Below are 19,338 nucleotides of genomic sequence, written 5' to 3'. Positions count from 1 at the left end.
GCCCCACGGCGACGGACGCCCCGCCCCTCCCCGTAGAGCAGCTGACGGACCTGCTCCACGGCTGAAGGGTGTACCGGATGGGTGTTGAGATCTCTGTCAAAGGGCTTACGAAGTCCTTTGGCCAGCAGGTCATCTGGCAGGACGTCTCGCTGACTCTGCCAGCCGGGGAAATCTCGGTCATGCTTGGCCCCTCGGGCACCGGCAAATCGGTATTCCTCAAGTCGCTCGTAGGGCTGCTCAAGCCGGAGCGGGGCTCGATCACCATCGAGGGCAAGGACATCACCAAGCTCCGCGAGCACGATCTGTACGAAGTGCGGAAATTGTTCGGTGTCCTTTTCCAGGACGGTGCCCTCTTCGGCTCGATGAACCTCTACGACAACATCGCCTTCCCACTGCGGGAGCACACCCGTAAGACGGAGAGCGAGGTCAAGAAGGTCGTCCTGGAAAAGATGGATATGGTCGGCCTGATCGGCGCCGAGGAGAAGCTGCCCGGGGAGATATCCGGCGGTATGCGCAAAAGGGCCGGACTGGCCCGGGCGCTGGTCCTCGACCCGGAGATCATCCTCTTCGATGAGCCCGACTCGGGCCTGGACCCGGTGCGGGTGGCGTATCTCAACCAGCTCATCGTCGATCTCAACGCGCAGACCGACGCCACCTTCCTCATCGTCACCCATGACATCGCCTCCGCCCGCCAGGTACCGGACAACATCGGGCTGCTCTTCCGCCGTGAGCTGGTGATGTTCGGCCCCCGGGCGCTCCTGCTGCACAGCGAGGAACCCGTCGTGGGGCAGTTCCTGGGCGGCCGTATGCAGGGGCCGATCGGCATGGCCGAGGAGAAGGACGCCGCCCAGGTGGAGGAGGAGCTCGCTCAGCTGGAGAACGGCGACCGCAGAGGTCCGCAGGGCGGTAAGGGGGCGGGCATCGGCGATGTGCCCCGGCTGCTGCCCAGCGCCGGCGTCCCCCGCTCGCCGCGCTGGGAGCGGATCGCCGAGCTGGAGCGGGCGTTCGAGGCGTCGAAGGGGACCGGCTCATGAGCCTTTCCCCCAAGGCAGCGGCCCGCCACTCGGGCAGCCTGTTCGCCATGGCCCTGGATGTGCTGCGCACCCTGCCCCGGCGGCCCTTCCAGATCCGGGAGTTCATCCAGCAGGCCTGGTTCATCGCCAGCGTGACCATCCTGCCCACGGCGCTGGTCGCTATCCCCTTCGGCGCTGTCATCGCGCTGCAGATCGGCAGCCTGACGCGGCAGCTGGGCGCGGAGTCCTTCGCCGGGGCCGCCTCGGTGCTGGCCGTACTGCGTGAGGCCGCGCCGATTGTGACCGCGCTGCTGATCGCCGGGGCCGCGGGCACCGCGATCTGCGCGGACCTTGGCTCCCGCAAGATCCGCGAGGAAATCGACGCCATGCAGGTGCTGGGCATCGATCCCATCCACCGGCTGGTGGTGCCCCGGGTGCTGGCCACGATGGTGGTCGCCGCCCTGCTCAACGGGCTGGTCTCGGTGGTCGGGGTGTCCGGCGGCTACTTCTTCAACGTGATCATGCAGGACGGCACTCCCGGTGCCTATCTGGCTTCCTTCACCACCCTCGCCCAGCTGCCCGATCTCTGGGCGGGCGAGATCAAAGCACTCATCTTCGGTGCCATCGCCGCGATTGTCGCCTCGTACAAGGGGCTGACCGCAAAGGGAGGACCCAAAGGCGTCGGAGACGCCGTGAACCAGTCGGTGGTCATCACCTTCATGTTGCTCTTCGTGACCAACTTTGTGCTGACCGCCGTGTACTTCCAGATCATTCCGCAGAGGGGATAGCGATGGCCCTGCCGGACAGGCCGAAACAGGCGAGCCGCCGCCTCATCCAGCGCCCGCTGAGATCCCTTGAGGAGCTGGGCACCCAGCTGGTCTTCTACGGGCGCTCGCTCGCCTGGACCGGACGTACACTCCGCCGTTACAAGAAGGAGGTGCTGCGGCTGCTGGCCGAGGTGAGCTTCGGCCGTGGCGCGCTGGCGGTGGTCGGCGGCACCGTCGGCGTCATCGCCTTTCTCTCCTTCTTCACCGGTACCGAGGTCGGCCTTCAGGGATACACCGCGCTCAACCAGCTCGGCACCTCCAACTTCGTGGCCTTCCTCTCCGCCTACTTCAACACCAGGGAGATCGCCCCACTGGTGGCCGGGCTCGCGCTGTCCGCCACCGTAGGCGCAGGATTCACCGCCCAGCTGGGCGCGATGCGGATCAACGAGGAGGTCGACGCCCTGGAGGTGATGGCCGTCCCCTCGCTGCCGTTCCTGGCCACCACCCGGATGATCGCCGGATTTATCGCGATCATCCCGCTCTATGTCGTCGGGCTCCTCTCCTCCTACTTCGCCGCCCGCACCATCACCACCGGCTACTACGGACAGTCGGCCGGTACCTATGACCACTACTTCCAGCAATATCTGCCACCGATCGATGTGCTGTGGTCCTTCGGCAAAGTGATCGTCTTCGCCATCGTGATCATCCTGGTGCACTGCTACTACGGCTACTACGCCAAGGGCGGCCCGGCCGGTGTCGGTGTCGCGGTCGGCCGAGGGGTGCGTACCTCGATCGTCGCCATCAATATCCTCGACTTCTTCCTCAGCCTGGCCATCTGGGGCGCCAGCACGACCGTACGAATAGCGGGGTAGCCGATGCTCAGTCCAGCACCCACCACGCGCCTGCGGCTCTACGGAATCGTTTTCCTCATTGTGCTCGCACTGCTGCTGTCCCTGACCGTCGCCGTCTACCAGCAGGTGTTCACCTCCGTCGTACGGATCACCCTGCAAGCCGACTCCCTCGGCAACCAGCTGAACGAGCGCGCCGACGTCAAGCTGCGCGGACTGCTCGTCGGTGAGGTCAGGGAGGTACGGGCGGACGGGGCGAAGGCGACCCTGGACCTCGCGCTCAAGCCCGAGCACACCGCGCTCATCCCCGCCGATGTACATGCCCGGCTGCTGCCCAAGACGCTGTTCGGCGAGAAGTACGTCGACCTGGTCGTCCCGGAGAACTCCACGGGCAGGCCCATCCGCGCCGGGGACACCATCACCCAGGACCGCACCACCGTGGGCATCGAGCTGCAGCAGCTGATGGACGATCTGCTGCCGCTGCTGCGCGCCGTCCAGCCCGGCAAGCTCAACGCCACCCTCACCGCCTTCGCCACCGCGCTGGAGGGCCGGGGCGATGAGATCGGCGACAACCTCGTCAAGGTCGACAAGTATCTGCGCCAGCTCAACCCCCATATGCCAACCATTCAGAAGAATATCTCCCAATTCGCTGATGTGACCGAGATATACGATGACGCCGCACCCGATCTGCTGCGCACCCTGAAGAACACCATCACCAACAGCAGGACGCTGGTCGAAAAGCAGGACACCCTGGCCGCCTTCCTCACCAGGACCGCCACCGCCGCCAACACCGGCGAGAAGTTCCTGGACAGCAACGGCGACCGGTTCATCAGGATCGGCCGGGTCTCCCGGCCCACCCTCGCCCTCTTCGACCGCTACTCACCGCAGTACCCCTGTCTGCTGGCCGGTCTGGTCGAGCAGAACAAGCGGTCCGAACGGGCCTTCCGGGGCGGGAAGATGCGTATCACCCTTGAATTCGTCCGTGCCAGGCCCGGCTATGAGCCCGGCGAGGAGCCGCGCTACGCCGAACGCTCCGGCCCCAACTGCGCGGGCCTGCCGCACCCGCCGACCCCTGCCGGGTACCACAAGCTGAACGACGGCACCAAGGAACGTAAGACCGCACCCCTCGGGTCCGGCGGCGCGGACACCGTCTCCGCCACCGAGGCGGAGCAGCGGCTCATCGGCCCCCTGGTGGCCCCCGTCATGGGCGTATCCGCCGACGAGGTGCCCGCGGCCGCCACCCTGCTCTTCGGTCCGATGGCCCGGGGCACGGAGGTGAGCGTCGCATGAGCCAGATGAACGCGCGGTCCATCACCGGGCCCCTGGTCAAGTTTCTGCTCTTCGCCGTGGTGACCATCGCGGTGACCGCGGTGCTGGCGGCCACCATCGTCAATATCTCCTTTGCCCCCAAGGACACCTACCGGGCGGTGTTCAGCGATGTCACCAGCCTGGAGGAGGGCGATGACATCCGGGTGGCCGGAGTTCGGGTCGGCGAGGTCAAGGCCATCCGGATCAAGGACCGCACCAAGGCGGAGGTCGAGTTCAGCGTCGACCGTAACCGGCCACTGCTCACCAGCACCGCCGCCCACATCCGCTACCGCAGCCTGGTCGGCCAGCGCTATATCGCGCTGACCGAGGGCGCCGGGGACGGCACCGAGCTCAAGCCCGGCGCCACAATCCCGCTCTCCCGGACCCAGGCCGCCCTGGATCTGAACGCGCTGCTGGGTGGCTTCAAGCCGCTGTTCGCCGCGCTGAGCCCCAAGGATGTGAACCAGCTGGCCACCGAGATCATCAAGACCCTGCAGGGCGAGGGCGGCACGGTGAACAGCCTGCTGGCCCGCACCGCCTCGCTCACCACGACCCTCGCCAACCGCGATGAGCTCATCGGCTCGGTGATCACCAACCTCAATACGGTGCTCAAGACGGTCGACAAGCGCAGCGGCCGCTTCTCCGACCTGATCAAGCAGCTGCAACGGGTCATCTCCGGGCTGTCCGCCGACCGCAAGGCGATCGGTTCCTCGCTCACCGGTATGAACAAGCTGGCGGCGGCCACCACCGGGCTGCTGGACCAGACCCGGCCGGCCCTGAAGAAGGACATCTCCGAGCTCTCCAAGCTCTCCAAGACGCTCAACGACAACGAGAAGACCGTAGAAGGCGTGATCAAGCGACTGCCGAACAAGCTCAACAAACTGACCGGCACCGCGTCCTACGGGTCCTGGTTCAACTTCTACCTCTGTGACTTCGACGGCCGGGTCGTGCTGCCGAACACCGCAGAGGTGATCAGCCCCAAGCTCCATGTCAACCAGGGGAGGTGCGCATCGTGACCCCCTTCCGCGAGCGCAACCCGGTCACCATCGGGGTGATCGGCCTCACCGTGATCGCGCTGCTGACCATCGCCGCTTTCCGTATCGACGACCTTCCGCTGATCGGCAGCGGCAAGAAGTACAGCGCGGCCTTCTCCGAAGCGGGCGGCCTCAAGCCGGGTGACGAGGTCCGTATCGCCGGGGTCAAGGTCGGCAAGGTCGATGACGTCGACCTGGACGGCGACCACGTCAAGGTGGACTTCCGGATCAAGGGCGGCCCGGAGTTCGGCACCCGTACCGGCGCCGCCATCCGGGTCAAGACGATCCTGGGCGCCAAGTACCTCTCCCTGGTGCCCAAGGGCCCGGGACAGCTTGAGCCGGGCAGCGAGATCCCGCTCTCCCGTACGGTCTCGGCCTATGACGTGGTGGAGGCGTTCAGCGATCTGACCACCACCACCGAGGAGATCGACACCGAACAGCTGGCCACGGCGCTGGACACCATCTCCGACACCTTCAAGGACTCGCCGAAGGAGGTCAGGGAGTCGATCAACGGGCTCTCCAAGCTCTCCCGGACCGTGGCCTCCCGCGATGCGGAGCTGCGCGAGCTGCTGAAGAACACCAACAGCGTCACCGGTGTCCTCGCCGACCGCTCTGATGAGCTCACCAAGATGATGAAGGACGGCGACAAGCTGTTCAAGGAGATCCACAACCGCCGTAAGGCCATCAGCGCACTGCTCAGGAATTCGGTCGCGCTCAGCGTCCAGCTCACCGGTCTGGTCAAGGACAACCGGGAACAGCTCGGCCCGGCGCTCAAGCGCCTGGGCCAGGTGGTGAGGATGCTGGAACGCAACCAGGAGAGCCTGAACCGCAGCGTCAAGCTCCTCGCGCCCTACGCCCGGGTCTTCACCAACACCCTCGGCAACGGCCCCTGGTTCGACTCCTATGTACAGAACCTCGTCGCCGTAGGGGTGGAGCCAGGCGGCGGCCCCTCCGTACAGGTCCCCCCGGGAGGCGCCCGATGAGCCGCAAGGACGGTATAGCCCGTATGGCTGGCATGGCTCGCATAACCGGTATGTTCCGTACGGCCCGTATGGACCGGACGCGGAACCTGCTGACCCGCCGCTCCACCCGCCCCGTGGTGATCGCCCTCGTGCTGGCGCTCATCGTCGGCCTCGCCGTGGCCTTCTGGCCCCGGCAGGACACCACCAAGGTCACCGCGTACTTCCCGCGTACCGTCGGTATCTACCCCGGGTCCGATGTGCGGGTCCTTGGCGTCCGGGTCGGTGAGGTCAAGAGGATCACCCCACAGGGCAAGCGGGTCAGGGTGGAGCTGGAGCTCCCGGCCGACCGTAAGATCCCCGCCGACGCCCAGGCCGCGATCATCAACTCCTCGGTGGTCAGCGACCGCTACGTCCAGCTCCTGCCGGTCTACCGCGAGGGCCCGGCGCTGAGCGACGGCGCGGTCATCCCCGAGGAGCGCACCGCGGTCCCCGTCGAGCTGGAACGCGTCTACGACAGCCTCCATACGACAGCGGAAGCACTGGGCCCCGACGGCGCCAACAAGGACGGCTCCTTCTCCAGGCTGCTGGGGGTCAGCGCCGACAACCTGGACGGCCAGGGCGAGCAGCTGCACCGCACGGTCAAGGACCTCTCGCAGGCCGTCACCACCCTCTCGGACGGCCGCCAGGACCTCTTCGGCACCGTGGGAAACCTCCAGAAGTTCACGGCGGCACTGGCCGCCGACGACGACAGCGTCCGCCGCTTCAACGACAGCCTCGCCAAGGTCTCCAAGCAGCTCGCCGGAGAGCGCAAGGACCTGGGGAAGGCCATCAAGCACCTCTCCGCCGCACTGACCGATGTCGCCGTCTTCGTCAAGGAGAACAAGAACGCCCTGACCAAGGACGTCAAGGGCCTCAGCAAGGTCACCAAGGTCCTGGTGGAACAGCGCTCCGCACTCGAAGAGCTGATGGACGTCGCACCCGCCGGTCTCTCCAACCTGCAGAACGCCTACAACCCCTCTTCCGGCACCCTCGACACCCGCGACAACCACCAGGACCCGGACCCAGCCGCCCTGGTCTGCTCGCTGCTCAGGACGGCCGACAAGAACGCCGACTGCAAGGAGCTGGAGCCCCTCTTCAACTCCCTGCCGAAACCGCCAGAGCCCGGCACCGACAAAACCCTGGGCGGACTCCTGGAGGCAAAGCCATGAAGCCATCCCGCCGTCACTACCGCGCCGCCCTGTGGCTGGCCACCGGCACCCTGCTGCTCACCGGCTGCGGCTTCAACGGCCTCCACGACATCCCGCTGCCCGGCGGCGCCGCCGCGGACGGCGACGCCTACCGCGTCACCGTGGAGTTCCAGGACGTACTTGACCTGGTGCCCCAGTCCACGGTGAAGGTCAACAACGTCACCGTGGGCACCGTGGAGAAGATCGAGCTGGCCGGCTGGCACGCCCGCGCGCGGCTGCGCATTTCCGACTCGGTGAAGCTGCCTCAGAACGCCGTCGCCGAGCTGCGCCAAACCAGCATCCTCGGCGAGAAGTACGTCGCGCTCTCCGCGCCCCCGGAGGCGAAGCCCAAGGGCAGGCTCACGGACGGCTCCCGTATCCCGCTCTCCCGCAGCAGCCGGAACGCGGAGATCGAGGAAGTCCTCTCCGCCCTCTCCGCCCTGCTCAACGGCGGTGGCGTGGCCCAGCTCAAGACGATCACCAAAGAGCTGAACAACACCATGGAAGGCCGCGAGGACCGGATCAAGTCACTCCTCAAGGAGCTGAACACCTTCCTGGGCGGCCTCGACAAACAGCGCCATGAGATCGTCCGCGCGATCGAGGGTCTGGACAAGCTCTCCAAGACACTGGCGAAGGAGAAGAAAACCATCGCCGACGCCGTCGACACCATCCCGGACGGTCTGAAGGTGCTGGCGGACCAGCGCCGCAATCTCACCAAGATGCTGACCTCGATATCGAAGCTCGGCACCACCGGCAGCAAGGTGATCAACGCCTCCCGGGCGGATCTCGTCGCCAACCTCAAGCATCTCCAGCCGATCCTCACCCAGCTGAACAAGGCGGGCAGCGATCTGCCGAACGCGCTGGAGCTGCTCACCACCTACCCGTTCCCGCGCGGTGTCACCGACGCCATCAAGGGCGACTTCGTCAATCTGAAGGCCACGGCCGACCTCGACCTTGAGAGCGTCTACGGCAATATGACCGACGACGAGAAGTCCCCGAAGACGCCAAAAACCCCCAAGAAGCCCAAGAACCCGGACATCCCCGACCCCGGTCTCCCCGACCTCCCGGGCGCCCCGTCCGCCCCCAGTACCCCGGACATGCCCCTGGTCACCCCCTCCCCGCCCTCGGACTCGCCCGGTGATTCGGGACCGGACTCACCCGATCTGGTCTGTCCCCCGGTGTGCACGGGGACTTACGCGCTGTACGGCGATGGCGCCAACGCCAGCTATCCCTCCGGCGTCTCCATGTCGCTCGCCGACCTGATGACAAGGGGGTTGTTCCGTTGATCACTCGTATGGTCAAAGTCCAGCTGATGGCCTTCGCCACCGTGACCGCCGTCGGGGTCACCTATGTCGCCTCGGAATACGCCGGCCTCGCCGACGCCGTGCTGGGCCGTGACTACTCCGTACGGGCCGAGTTCGCCGACTCCGGCGGTATTTTCGAGGGCGCGGAGGTCACCTACCGAGGGGTCCCCGTGGGCCGCGTAGGAGAGCTGCGGCTGACGAAGAGCGGCGGGGTCTCGGTGGAGCTACGGCTCGAAGACGGCCCCGGCATCCCCACGGATTCGCTCGCCGTGGTGGCGCACCGCTCGGCGGTGGGGGAGCAGTATGTGGACCTGCAGCCCAGGACCCGGGGCGGCCCGGTACTCAAGGACGGCAGCACCATCGGCCTCAAGGACACCCGGGTGCCGCTGCCCACCACGGAAATGATCCGCAGCCTGGACCGGCTGGCCAACTCCGTGGACCAGGATGATCTCCGGGTCACCGTCGATGAGCTGGGCAAGGCCTTCGCCGGTACCGGCCCGCATCTCAGCAAGATGGTGGACTCCGGCAACAAGCTCGTGGGCTCCGCCACCGAGTCGCTGCCCCAGACCATCTCGCTGATCGAGGACTCCGAGCAGGTCCTGAAGACCCAGATCGACAAGGGCTCGGCGATCAAGTCCTTCTCCCGCGATCTGGGACTCCTCACGGATCAGCTGAAGGCCAGCGACAAGGACTTCCGCAAGCTGATGAAGGGCGGCTCCTCGGCCTCGTACCAGCTGAACTCCCTGGTCAAGGCGAACGAGAAGACCATCCCCGTACTGGTCAACAATCTGATCAGCGGCGGCCAGGTCACCGTGGCCCGGCTGCCCGGTGTCGAGCAGTTCATGGTCACCCTCCCCCTCACGGTCAGCGGCAGCTACACGGTGCTTCCGGGCGACGGCACCACCCACTTCGGACTGGTCGCCGGCCAGGCCGAGCCGCACGCCTGCGAGCGGGGCTACGGCGGTACGAAGTGGCGTGACCCCTCGGACACCAGCGACCGCCCGGCCAACACGAACGCCCGGTGCGCGGAGCCACGCGGCAGCGGCACCTCGGTCCGCGGCGCCCAGAACGCCCCCCGGGGGGAGAGCTCCGGCAGGGGCCAGGCTGGCCAGGCCGGTCAGGCAACGTATGTTGCTCCCTACGACCCGGAAACCGGAAACGCGTACGGACCGGGAGGCAGGCCCATTCAGATTGGCTCGACAGGCGGGGAACAGAGCACGTTCGGAAAGGACTCATGGCGATGGCTGCTCGTTGGACCCATGGCATAACGGCACGGAAGACCACCGTGTCCCTCGCGGCGGCATCCCTGGTCCTGGTGACCCTGATCGGCTGGCTCTCTTTCCAGACATACCAGCAGCATCAGGAGGAAAAGCGCCGCCAGGACATCGTGGCCGCCGCGCGGCAGATGACGGTGAACTTCACCTCGCTGAACCACCGCACCTACGACAAGGACAGCAAGAACGTACTGAAGTCGGCCACGGGTGAGTTCAAGGAGCAGTTCACGGCACAGACCGAGGAGCTGACCAAGCTGGTCGCCGACAACAAATCGGTCTCCGAGGGCCAGGTGCTGGAGGCGGGCATCGTACGGGCCGACAAGGACTCCGCCCGGGTGCTGGTCGTCGCCGACAGCAAGGTGGCGAATGTGGCCGTGCCGGAGGGCGAGGCCCGTAACTACCGGTTGCAACTCGATCTCGTACTCAAGGACGGCCGCTGGCTGACGTCCAACGTCGAGTTCGTCGGCTGAAAGGGGCAGAACCATGGCCAGAACAACCGTCCGCGCAGCCGCCCGCGCCGCCGCCAAACGGGCCGAGCGGGTCCGTACGGAGGAGACCGGCGAGGCCCCAGCAGCCAAGCCCGCCCCCGCCTCCGCCCCGGAACCGGAAACCACCCGCGAGCCCAGCGGCCTCCGCCGCCGCCTCACCACCCGCCCCCGCCTGCCCCTCATCGGCCTCGCGGTCCTCGTCATCCTGAGCCTGACCGCGGCCGCCGTGCTCGGCTGGAAGTACTGGGAGGCCGAGCAGACCGACCAGGCCCGCTCTCAGGCCCTGACCACCGCCCGCAAGGCTGCACCGGAGATCTTCTCCTACGACCACCGTCACCTGGACAAGGACTTCGCGGCAGCCCGCAAGCACCTCACCGGCTCGTTCCTCGACGAGTACAAGAAGACGACCAAGACCGTGGTCGCCCCGACCGCCAAAAAGTACGAAGGCGTGGTCAAGGCATCGGTCGCCACCCCGCCATCCGGCAAGGAACCCTCCGCCTCAGTGGTCTCGGCCGCCCCCGACAAGGTCGTCGTCCTGCTCTTCATGAACCAGGTCACCAACAGCACCCAGGTCAAGGGCGACCGCCTGGACCTCAACCGCGTCCGCATGACCCTGACCCGCACGGACGCCGGCTGGAAGATCAGCGCGGTCGACGCCCTGTAGGGGGTCGTTCTGCCACCCCTCCGGCGAGGTTCGGACGTTTCCGGTCCTGGACAGGGCTACTCGTCATGTCCCGGGAGTGCCTCGATGGCGTTGACGATGAGCGCCCGTGCCTCGGCGCCGTATACCGCCAGCCCGCGTAGCTGGTCGAACGCCTTCAGGTACAGGGCGATCTCATGGGGCTGAGTGACGGTCACCCGTGCCGACAGCAACTCGATGGATACGAGGGTGTCGTCGTAAATGTGGAAGGTCTCCAGGGGCCAGGCGCTGCGGGCCGCTGCTGCGAACGGGATGATGCCCATCGCCACGGAGGGCAGCGCTCCCGCTGACAGCAGATGCCCCAGCTGTGCGGCCATCGCTTCGGAGTCTCCGACCTGATGCCGCAGGGCTTCCTCTTCAAGGAGGAACAGGAATCGGTGACCGGTTTCGTGGAGGATCCGGGAGCGCTCGAGGCGGGCAGCGACAGCGTCACTCACGTCGTCGGGGATCTCCCGAAAGCTCGTGATGGCGGACAGCAGGGCGGTCGCGTAGCCCTCGGTTTGCAGCAGCCCGGGCACCAGCGTGCCCGAGTACACCCGGAACAGCCGCGTGGAGCGGAACAGCTGGATGTACGACTCCTGGAGTTGGCGAAGACCGGTGCGCTGCCGACGGCGCCATTCGACGTACAGGGACTCGGCGTTGTGCGATGCCGCGATGATGTCCGCGGCCTGCTCGGTCGCGTCGCAAGCGCGGCACCACAGGCGGATGTCGGTCGATGAGGGTGGTGTACGGGCGTTCTCGATGCGCGACACCTTCGCGTGGGACCAACCGCCACACCGTGCGGCCAGCTCAGTGCCGGTGAGTCCGGCGTCCTGGCGGAGTTCCCGCAAACGTCTCGCCACGCATTCCCGCGCAGCCTGGGCAGCGGACGACGAGGAGATAGGCATGAGCTGGCCTGACGGGGTCTTTCGTCTCAGCGGATCTGGTAGTCCTCGTGCGGTATGGCTCGTTCCCATACGGTCTCGAAGGCGGATGCGCACAGCTTGACCGCAGCGGGGTCTTCGCTCAGCTCTCCGCCGCCCGAGGCGCCGTCACCGGTGAAGTGGTTCCACCGGATCAGCCGGTCGTCGAACAGCCAGAAGTCGTTGCCCGGCAGGGCGATGTCCGAGGCACGTCGACGCGGCAGCCAGCGCACCTGCTCCCCAGCCGCGACGTTGGTGAACGTACCGGAGTGCTCATACTGGATGTAGTCGGTGACCGGCTCGGAAACGATGCGAGCGCGACGTACGACGACGCCACGGGCGACGGTCTCCGAGATGAGGTCCAGCCACGGACGCCACCACGAGTCCCGGTCGGCTGGATCGTGACGGAACCCGGCCTTCCACGCGGCGAACGATTCCTTCTCGTTGTCGACCGCGTACACATCACGCATCTCCAGGTGCACGGCCGAGAACTCGGAGCCGCGCAGCAGTTCAGCGAACGTCGGCACGTTCGAGGGCATCGCACGCCTCCCTGATCTGATGCACCATGCGGGCCGGGATCCGGATCACCGCTTCACCTTCGGGGATGCCCACCGCATGCCCGGGGACCTCGGTCGCTGCGCATTGTGCCTCGCGCTCCGCACTTGGCTTCCACCCCTGGAAAAGAAACTCCTTCGCTTCTGTGTCGACCCACACAGTGGGGCTCTCTCCGTCGCCGGTGTTGGGGTCAATGCCGATGAACAGTAAGGCCATGGCTGCCTCCACGCTGAGCTGTGCATGGACGTACACGACCGTCGCGCCCACATGGCGATGCGTCAAGGGTGCGAAGCAGCCATCCACCCTGCGAGAGGGGTCTCGTGTACATCCGTGTACAAATGTGGCCAGCGAGCGTATGCCGTCCTTAGCGTCCTGAGCATGGAGACCAAGCCAGGTACGCCCCGCGCCAGCGGACGCATGCCGGAGACCTTGAGCGGGTGCCCGTCTCTGCGGATTTCCCACCGTGCGCAAGCCGACGCTGCCAGCCCGCCCGGAGAGGCTGTCCGGTGACTGCCCTCTGTTGCCGTTGTGAGCGTTTCACGGAGGTGCCGGTGCTGGTGCGGATCGTGCACGCCGCGTCCGGCCCTGGCCGGTCGGTCTATGCCTGCTCCGCCTGTGCGCCACGTATCCCGCCGTGTCCGGACGACCTTGAGGTCCTGGCAGCGGCGGAGGGCGGAACGGTGACGGCGCGGGGGCTGGGGCGGTGGCTGGAGGAGGAGCGGTGGCTGGGGTGGCTGGTCCACGCGCAGGGCTGTGCGCGGTGCCACTGCGTGGATGGCCGGGCGTGTCCGAGGGGGCGTGCGCTGTACGCGTCGTGGCGGGCCGCGCGGAACGCGGTAGGGGCCGACGGCGACAGCTCTTAGGAGTCCTGTCCTCTGCCTGCGACCTGGCAAGCCCGGCAGAGGACAGGCCGGCACGTGCACGACTGGACCCGCTCGAGAAGGGATCGCCATGCGCGTTGCGCCCGGCCATCCACGTCCGATGCACCACCGACCAAGGAGGCAAGGATCGTGACCATCGTGCAGGAGCGCTCCGCGACCGACGCGCGGACGCTGATCAGCGCAGGGCTTCGGGCAACGCTCGTGGCCAACATGCGTGAAAATTTCCCGAAGTTGACCAAGGAGCGAGCCGAGCGCGGCGTGGGGCAGATGCTCGCCTTCGTGGCAGCCAGCGCCTGTACCGCCGAGCCGCTCAGCCCGTCCCCGCTGGTAGATGACTTCTGGCACGCCTTCCTGCTGCACACCAAGGCGTATCAGGACTTCTGCGAGCGCACGTTCGGGACGTTCGTCCACCATCAGCCCGGCTTCCTCGACAAGGAGAAGCACGGCGGCGGAAAGGCGCTACGCGCACGCACCGTCGACGCCATCGGCGCGGCCGGGTTCCTGGTCGACCTTGAGTTCTGGCCGGAACTGGAGACCGCCGACTGCTCGCAGTGCCACGCGAACTGTCACAACAGTCCGGTGAACGCCTGAGGCTTCGCTACGCCGGTCCCCGGTTTGTGCCACGCTGTGGCCGAGCCGGGGACCGGCCCATGTATCCGTCGAGGAGGGCGCACACGTGGAACGCACAGCGTGGGAGGTGCTCCCCGGGGCTGCCCGGCAAGCCGTTGAGGCACATACGGGAACGGTGAAGGCCGCCGATACTGCCAGCGCCGGGGTCATGTCCCATCTCGCTTGTGCCCTGTACACCGAGGCCGGGCGGTTCTTCGTCAAGGGCACGTGGCTGGACGATGCCGTGGCCTGGATGTACCGGCGCGAGGCCGAGGTCGCACATCGCGCGCCCCTGGCGCCTCGGCCGCTGTGGCACGTCGAAGCGGGCGGCTGGCTGCTGTGCGGCTACGAGTACGCGGACGGCCGCCACCCTGACCTGTCGCCCAGATCGCCGGACATTGAGCAGTTGCTCGGCGCGCTCGTCACTATGTCGGCCGTGTCCTGGCCCGAGTCAGTCAATAAGAAGCCTCTCGGCAAGCGATGGGGTGCCTTCCTGCCCGGTGACCGGCGGTCTGCCCTTGAGGGCCGAACGCTGGCCCATACGGACATCTCCGCCCTGAACATGCTGATCACGCCCGACGGGCTGCGCATGGTCGACTGGGCGTTGGCTGCGCCCGCGCCGGCATGGGCCGACACCGCGTTCACCGTGCTACGGCTTGTCCATGCCGGGCACACCCCGGACGAGGCCGAGGCGCTCGGCCGACAGGTCCCCGCGTACTGCGACGCCGCTCCGGACGCCGTGACCACGTTCGCCGAGGTCGTCCACGCGGTGTGGGCCGACCGGGAACGAGCCGACCCCCTACCCCACAGGGCCGCACTGACCACCGCCGCACGGGACTGGGCCGCCTACCGTGCCTCTCGTGCCGCTCGAACATGAGCGCCTGAGCCTGGCCGACGCCGCGCTCGCGTGCGCGTAGGGGTGGCTTTTGGGGTTCGATCCCGAGAGAAGGGCCGTTCCCCGCGTACGCACGCGTAGGGCGGTATCGATCGGTCGCTCGTCAACGCCCGCCGCTGGCCCTCGCCGCCGTTCACACCGGAGTTCAAGGCCGAGAACGTTGAGCTGTACCGACGCGGTGACCACTCGGTCGGTAGACCACCAAGGACTTCGATCTGACCTAGACCGACGCGGAGGCCGTCCACATCCAGGGCCGACCGTCCTGGCCACCTTGGAGAGGCGGTGTGGTCATCGTTGTGGCGTTCACGGTCTCCTCCGGCAGGTAATTGAGTTGGCCAGCCTTTACGTGGCTGATCAGTGCTCTCAGCCGAACGCCGTCTGAGCTCAGTACGGTATGGGGCTCATCGCTCTCGCGAATCTTGATCGCACCGTCCGCAGCGGCGAGTTCGACGCATTCGCCCTGCGTTCCGGAGAAGGAGGACTTCTGCCAGGCGGGTGGTGTGGTCACGCCTACCGCCGCTCAGGCAGGTCGACGTAGTCGAAGCCTCCGGCCTTTATGCCTGACACAAGGGCAGCTGCCCGCGAGTGGCTGACCGCTATGACTGTAGTTGGCTCGTCGCTCTCACGAAGTGCGATTGCGCAGCCCACTGCCGCCAGTTCGACACAGTCGCCACCCTCTTGCGAGTACGACGACTTCTGCCATGCGATCGGTGCAGTCATCATATGCCCCTTCATATCTCCCGTGCCATGTGATCGAGTTGGCCAGCCTTTATATGGCTGACCAGTGCTCTTAGCCGAACGTGGTCTGTGCTGAGTACGGCGTGGGGCTCATCGCTTTCACGAAGTGCGATCTCTCCGTTAATCGCGGCCAACTCTACACAGTCTCCCTCTGGCCCGGAGAAGGACGATTTCTGCCAAGAAGCTGGTGCGTTCATTTTGCTCCCCTTCACAGTTCGCGGCTGATGGCATGGACGAAGTCATGTGACTCCGTGACGCCCAAGGCGGCAATCTCGGCCGTTTGAAACAGGGTTCGGTATCGCTTGAGCTGTGATTCTGCGTCAAGGAAGGTGACGCCGACTGCGGTTTCGATCTGTACGGTGTCGAGCTTGGGGACAGCTGTTCCGGCGTAGAGCATCGTGCGGTTGGCGCCCATGTACTCCTCCGTTGTGAACGGGACTACACGTACTGTGATGCCTGGCCGGTCGCCTTGCTCCAAGAGGTGCGCGAGCTGCGCACGCACGACCTTCCGGCCACCGAAGTGCATCCTCAGCACGGCTTCGTGGATGATTGCCTCGTATGTGGGTGGCTCTTCGCGCAGGAGGATCTTCTGACGTTCCATCCGATGTGCGACTCGTGCTTCCAGCTCTGCTTGTGGAAGCTGGGGAACCGTGCAGCCGAAAATTGCGCGGGCATAGTCCTCGGTCTGGAAGAGCCCTGGGATGTCCGTGATTTGGATGGCTTGCAGATAACTGGCGTGGTGCTCCAGCTCAGAGAGATCCAGGAACGGCGCGGGGAGAATCCCCCGGTATTCCTCCCACCAGCCCTGGCCACGCTGCTCGTGTGTCATGGCGGAGAGCGCGTCGATGAGCGCGGTGTCGCTGCATGAGTAGAAGGCGGCGAGACGGCGGAGCCGTTCCTCGCTGACGCCGACGCGACCTGCTTCGATGTGGCTGATCTTCGCCGGATCGACTCCCAGGAGCTTGGCGGCATCGCGGGCCGTCATTGCCGCTGCTTCACGCATTCTGTACAGCTCCACGCCAAGCCGCTCTTGGCGGGTAGTTGGTGTACTCCTCGGCGGCATAAGGTCCTTGCCTTCCTGATGTCCTTGCAGCGCGTGACGCACAGCATCGTACGGTCCCGGTCGGCTGAGTGACTTCTACCCGCTTCAAGCTTGCCCCGGAGTCAGATTGACCCCTACTGTGTGTGGTGTACCTCTCACACGGGGTTGCGGCAGCTGCCTGCTGCCGTAACTGCCTTGTGCTGCCTGTGAGACGGAAGCGCACCTCTCGTGACCGGCCGGTCCGCAACCCATGGGGAGGGGCATTGCCACCGCTTGGCAGTTGCCGTTACGAGCACCCGCAGAAGGGCCGCTGTCATGAGCAATGTCCTTAACGGCGCCTGGCCGCCCAACGGTCCGGCCGTACCGCACTCCTACACCGTCTTCTGTCCGCCGCTGGAGACCTCCCCGCGCATCGCACGCCACTTCACCGCCACTGTGCTGCGCTCGCACCATCTGGACGACCTCGCCGACGCCGTCATGCTGTGCACCTCGGAGCTGGTGACCAACGCCGTGGTGCACGCGGCCGGTGTCGGCTCGCTGTTGTGGCTGGCCGTCAGCTGGGCGGAGGTACGGCTGACCGTCTACGACGGCAACACCGCCCTCCCACGCACCCGCCCAGTGAGCGAGGCCTGCGAAACCGGGCGCGGCCTGCCGCTGCTCGACGCGCTGGCCACCGAGTGGGGCGCCACCCTCGGCGCTCCACTCGGCCTCGGCGGCACCGAAGGCAAAGGCATCTGGTGCCGCTTCGACCGCCACCCCGCTTATGGGGTGAGAGGCTCGGTGTGAGCCCCGCGCGACGACGGTCGCTCGCCGCGCTCGCGGTGGGTGCACTCGTCCGTCCACGCCACGCTACGCCCAGGACACCCGTCGCTCAGGCTGCCGCCACCGGCTCCCCTTCCGGCTCGCTGAACTGTGTGCGGTGCAGCTCCTCGTAGCGGCCACCGAGGGCCAGCAGTTCCTCGTGTGTGCCGCGCTCCACAATGCGGCCTGCCTCCAGGACGAGGATCTGGTCGGCGGCGCGGATCGTGGACAGCCGGTGCGCGATGACCACCGCCGTACGTCCCTCCAGCGCCTCGGTCAGCGCCTCCTGCACGGCCGCTTCAGAGGTGGAGTCCAAGTGGGCGGTGGCCTCGTCGAGGATGACGACCCGGGGCTGGGCCAGCAGCAGCCGGGCGATGGTCAGCCGCTGGCGTTCGCCGCCTGAGAGCCGGTAGCCGCGTTCGCCGACGATGGTGTCCAGGCCGTCCGGCAGAGAGACGATCAGGCCGTCGAGCCGGGCCCGGCGCAGGGCGTTCCAGAGCTCGTCGTCCGTTGCCTCCGGCTGGGCCAGCAGCAGGTTGGCGCGGATGGAGTCATGGAAGAGGTGGCCGTCCTGGGTGACCATGCCCAGCGTACGGCGCAGTGCCTCGGCGCTCAGGTCCCGGACATCCACGCCGCCGAGCCGGACCGTTCCGCTGTCGGTGTCGTAGAGCCGGGGCGCCAGCTGGGCGATGGTGGACTTGCCCGCCCCCGAGGAGCCGACGAGGGCGACCAGCTGGCCCGGTTCGGCCCGGAACGAGACGTCGTGCAGGATCTGCTCGCCGCCACGGATGTCGAGGGTGGCGACCTCCTCCAGGGAGGCCAGCGAGACCTTGTCCGCGGACGGGTAGGCGAAGTTCACCGCGTCGAACTCGACCGACAGCGGGCCGTCCGGGGCCTTCCGGGCGTCCGGCTTCTCCTCGATCAGCGGCTTGAGGTCGAGCACCTCGAAGACCCGCTGGAAGCTGACGAGCGCGCTCATCACCTCGACCCGCGCGCTGGCCAGCGAGGTCAGCGGTGAGTACAGCCGGGTGAGCAGCAGCGCCAGCGCGACGACCGCACCGGCGTCCAGCGTGCCGCGCAGCGCGAAGAAGCCGCCGAGGCCGTAGACCAGCGCCAGGGCGAGGGCCGAAACAAGGGTGAGCGCGGTGACGAAGGTCATCTGGAGCATGGCCGTACGTACCCCGATGTCCCGCACCCGGCTGGCGCGCTCGGCGAACTCGGCGGACTCCCGCTCCGGGCGGCCGAAGAGCTTGACCAGGGTGGCGCCGGGCGCGGAGAACCGCTCGGTCATCTGGGTGCTCATCGTGGCGTTGTGGTTCGCGGCCTCGCGGGAGAGCTGGGCCAGCCGGGCGCCCATCCGGCGTGCGGGCAGTACGAAGACGGGCAGCAGGACCAGCGCGAGCAGAGTGATCTGCCAGGAGAGCTGGAGCATCACCGCGAGGGTGAGCAGCAGCGTCACCACATTGCTGACCAGTCCGGAGAGGGTATCGCTGAACGCCCGCTGGGCGCCGATGACATCGTTGTTGAGTCGGCTGACCAGCGCCCCGGTGCGCGTCCGGGTGAAGAACGCGATGGGCATCTTCTGCACATGGTCATAGACGGCGGTACGCAGATCGAGGATCAGCCCTTCGCCGATCCGGGCCGACAACGAGCGGGTCAGCAGTCCGATGCCCGCCTCGGCGATGGCGATCAACGCGATCAGTATGGCGAGCAGCACAACGGTGCGTTCCGCCGCTCCCTCCACGATGGCGTTGACCACTCGGCCCGCCAGCAGCGGGGTGGCCACCGCGAGCAGCGCGGTGGCCACGCTGAAGAGCAGAAACAGTGCGATCTTGCGGCGGTGTGGCCGGGCGAACGCGAAGATGCGCCGCAGTGTGGCACGGGAGAAGGGCCGCTGGTCCTTCGTTGCGTGTCGCGCGTTGTAGAGCGCGTGCCACGCGGTCATCTCCATGGACATCCCGCACCTCCGGAAAGAATCGGTAGTAAGGACC

The 19,338-nt window shown here is 66.9% G+C and carries 23 protein-coding genes; 15 read left to right on the top strand and 8 right to left on the bottom strand.

The features are described 5' to 3' along the window. Window positions 1-77: 77 nt before the first annotated feature. From test1122_RS11355 to test1122_RS11305, 11 genes are all read left to right on the top strand, one after another. Window positions 78-1,034 (top strand): ABC transporter ATP-binding protein, encoded by a 957-nt coding sequence (locus test1122_RS11355; protein WP_232269055.1) that lies wholly within the window; start codon window positions 78-80, stop codon window positions 1,032-1,034. Beyond that, window positions 1,031-1,801, top strand: coding sequence for an MlaE family ABC transporter permease (locus tag test1122_RS11350; RefSeq protein WP_232269054.1), 771 nt, complete (start codon window positions 1,031-1,033; stop codon window positions 1,799-1,801). Before test1122_RS11355 ends, test1122_RS11350 begins: the two co-directional genes overlap by 4 nt. 2 nt (window positions 1,802-1,803) lie before the next feature. Next, a complete protein-coding gene (locus test1122_RS11345) occupies window positions 1,804-2,652 on the top strand; it encodes an MlaE family ABC transporter permease (protein WP_232269053.1) in 849 nt (282 codons plus the stop codon). A 3-nt stretch (window positions 2,653-2,655) separates the two neighbouring features. Continuing rightward, complete coding sequence (locus test1122_RS11340) at window positions 2,656-3,918, top strand: MCE family protein (protein ID WP_232269052.1); 1,263 nt, start codon at window positions 2,656-2,658, stop codon at window positions 3,916-3,918. Further along, window positions 3,915-4,952 (top strand): MCE family protein, encoded by a 1,038-nt coding sequence (locus test1122_RS11335; RefSeq protein WP_232269051.1) that lies wholly within the window; start codon window positions 3,915-3,917, stop codon window positions 4,950-4,952. Before test1122_RS11340 ends, test1122_RS11335 begins: the two co-directional genes overlap by 4 nt. Next, window positions 4,949-5,953 (top strand): MCE family protein, encoded by a 1,005-nt coding sequence (locus test1122_RS11330; protein ID WP_232269050.1) that lies wholly within the window; start codon window positions 4,949-4,951, stop codon window positions 5,951-5,953. The genes test1122_RS11335 and test1122_RS11330 overlap by 4 nt, the downstream gene beginning before the upstream one ends. 68 nt (window positions 5,954-6,021) lie before the next feature. Then, window positions 6,022-7,140 carry an MCE family protein gene (locus tag test1122_RS11325; protein ID WP_422397069.1) on the top strand — a complete coding sequence of 373 codons (1,119 nt, stop codon included), beginning with the start codon at window positions 6,022-6,024 and terminating at the stop codon, window positions 7,138-7,140. Continuing rightward, window positions 7,137-8,444: an MCE family protein gene (locus test1122_RS11320; protein WP_232269049.1), complete on the top strand. Its 1,308-nt coding sequence runs from the start codon at window positions 7,137-7,139 to the stop codon at window positions 8,442-8,444. The genes test1122_RS11325 and test1122_RS11320 overlap by 4 nt, the downstream gene beginning before the upstream one ends. After that, window positions 8,441-9,730 (top strand): MCE family protein, encoded by a 1,290-nt coding sequence (locus test1122_RS11315; protein ID WP_232269048.1) that lies wholly within the window; start codon window positions 8,441-8,443, stop codon window positions 9,728-9,730. The genes test1122_RS11320 and test1122_RS11315 overlap by 4 nt, the downstream gene beginning before the upstream one ends. Next, the gene (locus tag test1122_RS11310; protein WP_422396965.1) at window positions 9,703-10,206 is read left to right on the top strand and encodes a hypothetical protein; all 504 of its coding nucleotides are present in this window, start codon (window positions 9,703-9,705) and stop codon (window positions 10,204-10,206) included. Before test1122_RS11315 ends, test1122_RS11310 begins: the two co-directional genes overlap by 28 nt. A gap of 13 nt (window positions 10,207-10,219) precedes the next feature. Then, on the top strand, window positions 10,220-10,888 hold the full coding sequence (locus test1122_RS11305) for a hypothetical protein (RefSeq protein ID WP_232269046.1): 669 nt from the start codon (window positions 10,220-10,222) through the stop codon (window positions 10,886-10,888). Window positions 10,889-10,944: 56 nt separating this feature from the next. On the opposite strand, the gene test1122_RS11300 is transcribed toward test1122_RS11305, so the two are convergent. From test1122_RS11300 to test1122_RS11290, 3 genes are read right to left on the bottom strand one after another with little or no spacing between them, the layout of a single operon-like run. Further along, window positions 10,945-11,811, bottom strand: a complete 867-nt coding sequence (locus tag test1122_RS11300; protein ID WP_232269045.1) for a helix-turn-helix domain-containing protein — start codon at window positions 11,809-11,811, stop codon at window positions 10,945-10,947. Between the two features lie 26 nt (window positions 11,812-11,837). Further along, window positions 11,838-12,365, bottom strand: a complete 528-nt coding sequence (locus test1122_RS11295) for a DUF6879 family protein (RefSeq protein WP_232269044.1) — start codon at window positions 12,363-12,365, stop codon at window positions 11,838-11,840. After that, the gene (locus test1122_RS11290; protein WP_232271866.1) at window positions 12,337-12,597 is read right to left on the bottom strand and encodes a hypothetical protein; all 261 of its coding nucleotides are present in this window, start codon (window positions 12,595-12,597) and stop codon (window positions 12,337-12,339) included. The genes test1122_RS11295 and test1122_RS11290 overlap by 29 nt, the downstream gene beginning before the upstream one ends. A 335-nt stretch (window positions 12,598-12,932) precedes the next feature. Between test1122_RS11290 and test1122_RS11285 the strand changes: the two genes are divergently transcribed. The 3 genes from test1122_RS11285 to test1122_RS11275 all read left to right on the top strand — a co-directional run bounded on the left by test1122_RS11285 (window position 12,933) and on the right by test1122_RS11275 (window position 14,748). Further along, complete coding sequence (locus test1122_RS11285; RefSeq protein WP_232272085.1) at window positions 12,933-13,244, top strand: hypothetical protein; 312 nt, start codon at window positions 12,933-12,935, stop codon at window positions 13,242-13,244. Between the two features lie 147 nt (window positions 13,245-13,391). Continuing rightward, a complete protein-coding gene (locus tag test1122_RS11280) occupies window positions 13,392-13,853 on the top strand; it encodes a glycine-rich domain-containing protein (protein ID WP_232269043.1) in 462 nt (153 codons plus the stop codon). Window positions 13,854-13,938: 85 nt separating this feature from the next. Continuing rightward, window positions 13,939-14,748 carry an aminoglycoside phosphotransferase gene (locus tag test1122_RS11275; protein WP_232269042.1) on the top strand — a complete coding sequence of 270 codons (810 nt, stop codon included), beginning with the start codon at window positions 13,939-13,941 and terminating at the stop codon, window positions 14,746-14,748. A gap of 238 nt (window positions 14,749-14,986) precedes the next feature. On the opposite strand, the gene test1122_RS11270 is transcribed toward test1122_RS11275, so the two are convergent. Genes test1122_RS11270 through test1122_RS11255 form a run of 4 tightly spaced genes read right to left on the bottom strand, consistent with a single transcriptional unit; the run spans window position 14,987 to window position 16,567 of the window. Beyond that, complete coding sequence (locus tag test1122_RS11270; RefSeq protein ID WP_338423531.1) at window positions 14,987-15,274, bottom strand: DUF397 domain-containing protein; 288 nt, start codon at window positions 15,272-15,274, stop codon at window positions 14,987-14,989. A 2-nt stretch (window positions 15,275-15,276) separates the two neighbouring features. Beyond that, window positions 15,277-15,486, bottom strand: a complete 210-nt coding sequence (locus tag test1122_RS11265; protein WP_232269041.1) for a DUF397 domain-containing protein — start codon at window positions 15,484-15,486, stop codon at window positions 15,277-15,279. A gap of 11 nt (window positions 15,487-15,497) precedes the next feature. Beyond that, window positions 15,498-15,701, bottom strand: coding sequence for a DUF397 domain-containing protein (locus test1122_RS11260; protein WP_232269040.1), 204 nt, complete (start codon window positions 15,699-15,701; stop codon window positions 15,498-15,500). A gap of 11 nt (window positions 15,702-15,712) precedes the next feature. Beyond that, window positions 15,713-16,567, bottom strand: a complete 855-nt coding sequence (locus tag test1122_RS11255; RefSeq protein ID WP_232271865.1) for a helix-turn-helix domain-containing protein — start codon at window positions 16,565-16,567, stop codon at window positions 15,713-15,715. A 294-nt stretch (window positions 16,568-16,861) separates the two neighbouring features. On the opposite strand from test1122_RS11255, the gene test1122_RS11250 reads away from it, so the two are divergent. After that, entirely contained in the window at window positions 16,862-17,332 is a 471-nt protein-coding gene (locus tag test1122_RS11250; RefSeq protein ID WP_232269039.1) for an ATP-binding protein, read from the top strand. Window positions 17,333-17,417: 85 nt separating this feature from the next. Here test1122_RS11250 and test1122_RS11245 read toward each other — a convergent pair whose 3' ends face one another. Beyond that, a complete protein-coding gene (locus tag test1122_RS11245; protein ID WP_232269038.1) occupies window positions 17,418-19,304 on the bottom strand; it encodes an ABC transporter ATP-binding protein in 1,887 nt (628 codons plus the stop codon). Window positions 19,305-19,338: the final 34 nt, after the last annotated feature.

It is taken from the genome of Streptomyces gobiensis (assembly GCF_021216675.1).
GTDB lineage: Bacteria > Actinomycetota > Actinomycetes > Streptomycetales > Streptomycetaceae > Streptomyces > Streptomyces gobiensis.
The sequence above is the reverse complement of the archived record's forward strand: the minus strand, read 5'-3'. Positions and strand labels throughout refer to the sequence as shown.